At 68.8% G+C, this 7,683-nt stretch carries 9 protein-coding genes; 4 read left to right on the plus strand and 5 right to left on the minus strand.

Translation table 11 applies throughout. From position 1 onward, the window contains the following. Positions 1–41: 41 nt before the first annotated feature. Positions 42–719, minus strand: coding sequence for an NUDIX hydrolase (locus ACRDTL_RS16640; protein ID WP_431507807.1), 678 nt, complete (start codon positions 717–719; stop codon positions 42–44). Positions 720–765: 46 nt separating this feature from the next. Between ACRDTL_RS16640 and nadA the strand changes: the two genes are divergently transcribed. The 3 genes from nadA to nadC are packed head-to-tail and all read left to right on the plus strand — an operon-like array spanning position 766 to position 4,231. Further along, positions 766–1,806 (plus strand): quinolinate synthase NadA, encoded by a 1,041-nt coding sequence (gene nadA, locus ACRDTL_RS16645; protein WP_431507808.1) that lies wholly within the window; start codon positions 766–768, stop codon positions 1,804–1,806. Next, on the plus strand, positions 1,803–3,377 hold the full coding sequence (locus tag ACRDTL_RS16650) for an L-aspartate oxidase (RefSeq protein WP_431507809.1): 1,575 nt from the start codon (positions 1,803–1,805) through the stop codon (positions 3,375–3,377). The genes nadA and ACRDTL_RS16650 overlap by 4 nt, the downstream gene beginning before the upstream one ends. Then, the gene (gene nadC, locus ACRDTL_RS16655) at positions 3,377–4,231 is read left to right on the plus strand and encodes a carboxylating nicotinate-nucleotide diphosphorylase (protein ID WP_431507810.1); all 855 of its coding nucleotides are present in this window, start codon (positions 3,377–3,379) and stop codon (positions 4,229–4,231) included. Before ACRDTL_RS16650 ends, nadC begins: the two co-directional genes overlap by 1 nt. 149 nt (positions 4,232–4,380) lie before the next feature. Here the strand turns inward: nadC and ACRDTL_RS16660 are convergent, their stop codons facing one another. Genes ACRDTL_RS16660 through ACRDTL_RS16675 form a run of 4 tightly spaced genes read right to left on the minus strand, consistent with a single transcriptional unit; the run spans position 4,381 to position 6,643 of the window. After that, on the minus strand, positions 4,381–5,454 hold the full coding sequence (locus ACRDTL_RS16660) for a hypothetical protein (protein ID WP_431507811.1): 1,074 nt from the start codon (positions 5,452–5,454) through the stop codon (positions 4,381–4,383). A 12-nt stretch (positions 5,455–5,466) separates the two neighbouring features. Then, the gene (locus ACRDTL_RS16665; protein ID WP_431507812.1) at positions 5,467–5,763 is read right to left on the minus strand and encodes a hypothetical protein; all 297 of its coding nucleotides are present in this window, start codon (positions 5,761–5,763) and stop codon (positions 5,467–5,469) included. Positions 5,764–5,800: 37 nt separating this feature from the next. Further along, positions 5,801–6,211 (minus strand): nitroreductase family deazaflavin-dependent oxidoreductase, encoded by a 411-nt coding sequence (locus tag ACRDTL_RS16670; protein WP_431507813.1) that lies wholly within the window; start codon positions 6,209–6,211, stop codon positions 5,801–5,803. Between the two features lie 24 nt (positions 6,212–6,235). Beyond that, complete coding sequence (locus ACRDTL_RS16675; RefSeq protein ID WP_431507814.1) at positions 6,236–6,643, minus strand: nitroreductase family deazaflavin-dependent oxidoreductase; 408 nt, start codon at positions 6,641–6,643, stop codon at positions 6,236–6,238. A gap of 93 nt (positions 6,644–6,736) precedes the next feature. On the opposite strand from ACRDTL_RS16675, the gene hisD reads away from it, so the two are divergent. Continuing rightward, the coding region (gene hisD / locus ACRDTL_RS16680; RefSeq protein WP_431507816.1) for a histidinol dehydrogenase at positions 6,737–7,683 on the plus strand (947 nt) is incomplete at its 3' end.

A 7,683-nucleotide genomic window follows, 5' to 3' on the forward strand; every position in this document is an offset into this window, starting at 1 on the left:
CATTCTTACTTAAGAACCGGTTAAGAATCCAGTCAACCCGCTCAGCCGGGGGGTCGTAATGCGGCGAACTCGTCGGTGACGCGTAACTGCGAATCGGTGAAGCGGTGCAGCGCCGCCGGGCGTCCGCCGCTACGGCCGGACTGCGCGACGGTGCCGGTCTGGGTGATGACACGCCGGCGGGCCAACACCCGTTGCAGGTTCGTCGCGTCGACCTGATACCCGAGCGCGGCGCTGTAAATGTCGCGCAGCGTTGACACAGCGAATTCTCTTGGCGCCAAGGCAAACCCGATGTTCGTATAAGACATCTTGGCGGCCAGCCGGGTCCGGGCGTGCGCCACCATCGGACCGTGGTCGAACGCCATCGTCGGTAGCGCGGTCACCGGATGCCAGCGGGTGTCGAACGGCAGCTCCGGAGTGGCCGGGGAGGGCACCAGACCCAGGAACGTCGATGCGATGGTGCGGGTACCGGGTACCCGCACCGGATCGGAGAACACCGCGAGTTGCTCCAGGTGAGCCACCTCCCGCAGATCCACCTTCTCGGCCAATTGCCGCCGAACCGAGGTCGTCATGTCCTCGTCATCGCGCAGCCGGCCGCCGGGCAGCGACCACGTGCCACGCTGCGGATCCCGCGCCCGCTGCCACAGCAGCACGGTGAGCTGCGGGCCGCGAACCTGGAACACGACGGCGAGCACTTCATGGGCAGTGCTACTATGGACCACGTTTTCGATTATAAGTCGAAAACTTGGTGGGGCGGAAGGAACGGCCATGGCTCACATGTTGGCGCCGGCGGATGCCCTGGCCGCTTCGATCACCAACTCGCCCACCGGTTACTCAGGCATCGACGGCGACGAGCAGTGGGCGGCCGAGATCCGCCGGCTCGCCGAACTGCGCAACGCCACCATCCTGGCGCACAACTACCAGCTGCCGGCGATCCAGAACGTCGCCGACCACGTCGGCGACTCGCTGGCGTTGTCGCGGATCGCCGCCGACGCGGCCGAGGACACCATTGTGTTCTGCGGGGTGCATTTCATGGCCGAGACCGCCAAGATCCTCAGCCCGGACAAAACCGTGCTGATCCCGGACCAGCGGGCCGGCTGCTCGCTGGCGGACTCGATCACCCCCGAAGACCTGCGGGCCTGGAAGGACGAGCACCCCGGCGCCGTCGTCGTCTCCTACGTCAACACCACCGCCGCGGTGAAAGCGCTCACCGACATCTGCTGCACCTCGTCGAACGCCGTCGACGTGGTGGCCTCCATAGACCCCGACCGCGAGGTGCTGTTCTGCCCCGATCAGTTCCTCGGTGCGCATGTGCGCCGGGTGACGGGTAGAGAGAACCTGCACGTGTGGGCCGGCGAGTGCCACGTGCACGCCGGGATCAACGGCGACGAACTCGCCGACCAGGCCCGCGACCACCCGGACGCCGAACTGTTCGTCCACCCCGAATGTGGTTGCGCCACTTCGGCTCTGTACCTTGCCGGTGAGGGCGCCTTCCCGGCGGACCGGGTCAAGATCTTGTCCACCGGCGGCATGCTCGACGCCGCCCGGGCCACCAACGCCCGCCAGGTGCTGGTGGCGACCGAGGTCGGCATGTTGTATCAGCTGCGCAAGGCGGCGCCCGACGTCGACTTCCAGGCCGTCAACGACCGTGCGTCGTGCAAGTTCATGAAGATGATCACGCCGGCGGCGCTGCTGCGCTGCCTGGTCGAGGGCGCCGACGAAGTTCACGTCGACGCCGAGACCGCCGGGCTGGCCCGGCAGAGCGTGCGGCGGATGATCGCGATCGGCCGGCCCGGCGGCGACGAATGATCACCGGTCGCCTCTGGCAGCAACGCGCCGACGTCGTCGTCATCGGCACCGGGGTCGCCGGCCTGGCCGCCGCGCTGGCCGCGCATCGGTCCGGCCGCAGCGTCGTCGTGTTGTCCAAGGCCGACCGCCGGCCCGGGGTGACCGCCACCCACTACGCCCAGGGCGGGATCGCGGTGGTGCTGCCGGATACCGATGACACCGTGGAAGCGCACGTGGCCGACACGCTGGCCGCCGGCGCCGGCCTGTGCGACCCGGACGCGGTGACCTCGATCGTCGCCGACGGCTACCGGGCGGTGATCGAATTGGTCAGTGACGGTGCGCGATTCGATGAATCAGGCCCGGGCCGATGGGCGCTGACCCGGGAAGGCGGGCACTCGCGGCGGCGCATCGTGCACGCCGGGGGCGACGCCACCGGCGCCGAGGTGCAGCGCGCGCTCGACCAGGCGGCGACCACGCTGGACATCCGCACCAACCACGTCGCGCTTCGCGCGCTGCACGATAGTTCAAGCGTGACCGGAGTACTCACGGTCAATCCCGACGGGCCCGGCATCATCCACGCGCCGTCGGTGATCCTGGCCACCGGCGGGCTGGGACACCTGTACGGCGCGACCACCAATCCCGACGGCTCCACCGGCGACGGCATCGCGCTGGCGCTATGGGCCGGTGTGCCGATCAGCGACATCGAGTTCATCCAGTTCCATCCGACCATGCTGTTCGACGGTCACACCGGCGGCCGGCGACCGCTGGTCACCGAAGCGATTCGCGGTGAGGGCGCTGTTTTGCTTGACGCCCAAGGTAATTCGATCACCGCGGGCGTGCATCCGATGGGTGATCTGGCGCCGCGCGACGTCGTCGCCGCCGCGATCGACGCGCGGCTGCGCGCCGCCGGCGACCCGTGCGTCTATCTCGACGCCCGCGGCGTCGCCGACTTCCAGACGCGCTTCCCGACCGTCACCGCCGCATGCCGGGGCGCCGGCATCGACCCGCTCCGCCAACCGATTCCGGTGGTTCCGGGCGCGCACTACAGCTGCGGCGGCGTGGTCACCGACGTCGACGGGCAAACCGAACTGCCCGGGCTGTACGCCGCCGGCGAGGTGGCTCGCACCGGGATGCACGGCGCCAACCGGTTGGCATCCAACAGCTTGCTGGAAGGCCTGGTCGTCGGGGGCCGGGCCGGGCGGGCCGCAGCCGCCCATGCCGCGGCCGCCGGACACGTGCGCGCGACGGCGGCCGAGCCGCTGTACGGTGCCGCGCTGCGCCGCGGCGATCTGCACCGGGCGATGACTCGTGACGCGTCGGTAGTCCGTGACGCCGACGGTCTGCGCCGGCTGACCGACACACTCTCCGAGGCACCGGTACGCCGGGTGGTGCGCCGTGGTGACCTCGAAGACGTGGCGTTGACCCTGACTGCCCGCGCGGTGGCCGCCGCTGCGCTGGCCCGAACCGAGAGCCGGGGCTGCCACCACCGCGCCGAATACCGTGCCGCCGTCTCGGACCGGCCGTGCAGCAGCATGGTCCGGCTGGCCGGGGAAGACACCGCGGTATGCGTCGAGGCGCTGGCGGCGGTCTGATGCCCCTCTCGGACTGCGAGCTCACCGAGGCTCGCGCCACGATCGGCCGCGCACTCGACGAGGATCTCCGCTACGGGCCGGACATCACCACGCTGGCGACGGTGCCCGAGGGTGCGATGGCCACCGCGGCGCTGGTGACCCGCGAACCCGGTGTGATCGCCGGGGTGGACGTCGCGCTGCTGGTGCTCGACGAGGTGCTCGGCCCCGACGGCTACCGGGTACTCGACCGGGTCTCCGACGGCGCCCGGCTGGAGCCGGGGGCGCCGCTGCTGACGGTGGAGGCCCTCACGCTCGGTCTGCTGACCGCGGAGCGGACCATGCTCAACCTGGTCTGCCATCTGTCCGGGGTTGCCACCGCGACGGCCGCCTGGGTCGATGCCGTGCGCGGCACCAAGGCGAAGATCCGCGACACCCGTAAGACGCTGCCGGGCCTGCGTGTACTGCAGAAGTACGCGGTGCGGGTCGGCGGCGGCGTCAACCACCGGATGGGCCTGGGCGATGCGGCGTTGATCAAGGACAACCATGTCGCGGCCGCAGGGGTGGTCGGCGCGCTGCGGGCGGCACGGGCCGCCGCGCCGGATCTGCCGTGCGAGGTGGAGGTGGACTCGCTCGAGCAGCTTGACGACGTGCTGACCGAGACGCCCGAACTGGTATTGCTGGACAACTTCCCGGTCTGGCAGACCCAGATCGCGGTGCAGCGCCGTGACGCGCGGGCGCCCGCGGTCAAGCTCGAGTCCTCCGGCGGACTGTCGCTGGCCACCGCCGCCGACTACGCCGGTACCGGGGTCGACTATCTGGCCGTCGGTGCGCTCACCCACTCGGTGCAGGTACTCGACATCGGCCTGGACATATAGGCGGGCGGCCTCGGTCGCGACGTCCAGCGGCACGTTCGAGTCGATCAGGTATCCAGTTGGTCCATCCGGGTCAGTACTTACTTTTCAGAGTAAGAATCGGTCATCCGGTCACGCGACGTGCTGCCACGCTCGGGGGCGACCTGCGCCGATCACGATGGCGGCAGCACGCCTCCCCGGCCGAGTAAGGTCGACTGACCTAATTTCCGCTTCGGCCGCACGAGGGGATGTTGCCGGAAGTTGCCCGCCAGCATCGGCTGCGGGTCGGTTCCCTCGATGATGGCTCGACACGGAGCGTTGAATTCGCACACCCGACAGTGCGCGCCGAAAGTCGGGTAGACGGTCGGCCAGCTGGTCATGTCGGCGACCTCGGCAGCGATCAGCATGCCGACAGCGGTGATCTCGTGGCGGCTTCGGCGGATGTGCGTTCGGCGCAGCACGCCCGCCGTGCGCTGCTCGGTCCGGTTGGTCACCTCGGGTCGTAACGCGCGCGCCATCACCCGTTGGTGCTGCGGGATTGACCGGCCGCCGCCGCTAGGCTCGTTTTGCCCGACCTTCCGAGTCATCATGCCTGCTTTGGTTTTCCGACCCGCGGGGGGAAAGTCGAGCGGGCCGCCGATACGAAGCTCGTTGTGGATGGTGCCGACGATCTGCACGCCGAGGTAATCCTGCTCGAACGCCCAGCAGGCGGCCACTGCCTCCTCGTCGCGCACCAACGTCTCCAGGTCTTGCCACTCGTCGACGACCTGATGGCAGACCACCCAGTATTCGTCGGCCGCGTCGGCCGCGACCAGATCGATCAGGCACCGATAAAACACCGGGGATCCATCGTGGACCAACAACCCGCGCTCGGGCTCGTCGGGATTCGGCACCATGGCTTGCACGTCGAGGTTGATCTTGATGGGCGCGAAGTCGTCGACGCTGTCTGCCCAGGCGTCGTAGCAGTCGAGCAGCGCGTCAGCGTTCTCAAGCAACTCGGCCGCACCCGCGTCATCCAGTGAGCGTTTGAGCGCCTTGTGCACCAGAGGTTGTGTCACCGCATGCTGCCAGTCCCAGGTACCCGGGTAGTAGTAGACCGCGAGGGCATCCTTGAGCGCGGCCGGCAGTGCGGGCTCGACCAGTCCGGTGGGTTCCAGGTCGCGGCGGTGCGGCGAAGCGAAATCCCATTGACGTCGGCAGCGTTTGAACCTGGCACGCTCGTCGGCGGTGATCCGGTAGTCGACCATCTTCGCCTCCGATCAGTGATGGTGCGGCCAGGGCTCGTCGATAGGCCACCGGCACCGGTCCGCGGTGTCGGCCATCGACTCCAACTCGGCGAGCAGGTCGTCGAAAAACGCCTGCAGCCGCGCCGACTGGTCGAAGGGCCAGGCCGCCGAAAACGACATCCACACGTCGGGTGTCGCGGTGGACGATGGCATGTCATGGTCGGCCACCAGATGCCACTGATATGCCTCGCCGCTGCGCTCGAGGTACACGATGTCATCGCGACCGGGGCGTGCCGCCACGATCGAGGCGAAGAGTTCATCCCGAGTCATGCCGCGCCCCGCCTGTCCAGGATAAGGCAGCGCGTGCTCAGGCGATATCGGCGACGAGGACGGCGACCCGTCGGCCCTGTAACCGGGCCAGCCAGGGCACCTCGTCGCCACTGGCGCCTGCCGGCAGGATTCGCGGGTTGGTGATGTGCACATCGCGGCGAAACAGCCGCACGTCGGCTTCACCGGCGGCCAGCACGTTTTTGACCCAATCCGCCTTGCCATGGCCCAGCGCGATCGCCAGCAGGTTGCCTTTGCGGTAGGTGGTCACGACCGTTTCGTACGGCCTGCTGGACTTGCGACCTTGGTGTTTGATGATCGAGGTCCCGGGCAGATAGCGCGCGGTCCTTTTCACCACCGGGTTCATGTACTTGATCTGCAGCCGGTCCAGCCACGGCGGAAACAGCACCGGGACACCGGGGGCGCTTTTGGGGTGATCCTGTGCGGGCATGCGGTCACTGTACCGTGGTGCCGTTCAGGCGATATCGGCGACGAATATCCCAACCCGATGTGCACCCAGCCGGGCGATCCAGTGCAGCTCGCTGGTATCACCGCCGACAGGCACCACTCGCGGGTTGATGATGTGCAAATCGCGCCGGAACATGCGCACGTCGGCCTCGCCCGCGGCCACGATGTTCTTGACCCAGTCGGCTTTGCCGTGACCCAACAGGACCGCTAAAACCGAACCCTTGCAGTAGGCACGCACGACGGTTTCGTAACGTCGGCCCGACTTGCGGCCCCGATGTTCGACGATCGCGAAGGTAGGAAACCGCTGGAACCGTCGAACCAACGGAGTCTCGAATCTGGCCTGCAGTCGATCCAACCAGCCCGGGAAGATGTACGGCACGCCGGGAAGGCTCTTGGGGTGATCCTGCGCCGACACGTCAAGCTCCGTTCGCAATGTGAGTCTGGAGTCACTGTACTGACGCGCGTGAATTTCAATTTGCGCTGCTCTGGGACAATGGTCGGCGTGAACATGATGGCCCGCATCGACCTGCGCGGCGCCGAGCTGTCCGCTGCCCGGCTGCGGGCGGCGTTGCCGCGCGGCGGCGTCGATGTCGACGCGGTGTTGCCGACGGTGCGCCCCATCGTCGAAGCGGTCGCCGAGCGGGGCGCCGAGGCCGCACTGGACTTCGGTGAGTCGTTCGACCGGGTGCGACCAGCGATGGTGCGGGTGTCTGCGGAGGAGCTGGACGGGGCGCTGGCCGGGCTGGACGCGGGTGTCCGCGACGCGCTGCGGGTGGCGATCGAGCGCAGCCGGGCCGTGCATGCCGACCAGCGTCGCACGGACGTCACGACTTCGCTGGGCGCCGGCGCCACGGTCACGCAGCGGTGGGTTCCGGTCGGACGTGTCGGGCTCTACGTGCCCGGCGGCAACGCGGTGTACCTGTCGAGCGTGGTGATGAACGTGGTGCCGGCCCAGGTCGCCGGCGTCGGCTCGCTGGTGGTGGCCAGCCCGCCGCAGGCGGCCTTTAACGGCCTGCCGCACCCGACGGTCCTGGCCGCGGCCCGCCTGCTCGGCGTCGACGAGGTCTGGGCGGTCGGCGGGGCGCAGGCGGTGGCGTTGCTGGCCTACGGCGGCACCGACACCGACGGCGCAGAATTGGCGCCAGTCGACATGATCACCGGGCCCGGCAACATCTACGTCACCGCCGCCAAGCGGCTCTGTCGCTCGCAGGTGGGCATCGACGCCGAGGCCGGCCCCACCGAGATCGCGATCCTGGCCGATCACACCGCCGACCCGGTCCATGTCGCCGCCGATCTGATCAGTCAGGCCGAACACGACGAGATGGCCGCCAGCGTGCTGGTGACATCCAGCGCTGAGTTGGCCGACGCCACCGACCGGGAGTTGGCCGCCCAGCTGGAGACCACCGTGCATCGGAAGCGCGTGGCGGCCGCGCTGAGCGGCCCGCAGTCGGCGAT

Origin of the sequence: Mycobacterium sp. (assembly GCF_050700595.1) — a bacterium.
In the GTDB taxonomy this organism is placed as follows: Bacteria; Actinomycetota; Actinomycetes; order Mycobacteriales; family Mycobacteriaceae; genus Mycobacterium.

Coding starts and splice junctions, on each gene's coding strand:
- ACRDTL_RS16670 (WP_431507813.1), bottom strand. CDS start 6,211: ATGCCCGCACAGGATCACCCCAAAAGCGCCCCCGGTGTCCCGGTGCTG.
- nadA (WP_431507808.1), top strand. CDS start 766: ATGGCTCACATGTTGGCGCCGGCGGATGCCCTGGCCGCTTCGATCACC.
- nadC (WP_431507810.1), top strand. CDS start 3,377: ATGCCCCTCTCGGACTGCGAGCTCACCGAGGCTCGCGCCACGATCGGC.
- ACRDTL_RS16660 (WP_431507811.1), bottom strand. CDS start 5,454: ATGGTCGACTACCGGATCACCGCCGACGAGCGTGCCAGGTTCAAACGC.
- ACRDTL_RS16650 (WP_431507809.1), top strand. CDS start 1,803: ATGATCACCGGTCGCCTCTGGCAGCAACGCGCCGACGTCGTCGTCATC.
- ACRDTL_RS16665 (WP_431507812.1), bottom strand. CDS start 5,763: ATGACTCGGGATGAACTCTTCGCCTCGATCGTGGCGGCACGCCCCGGT.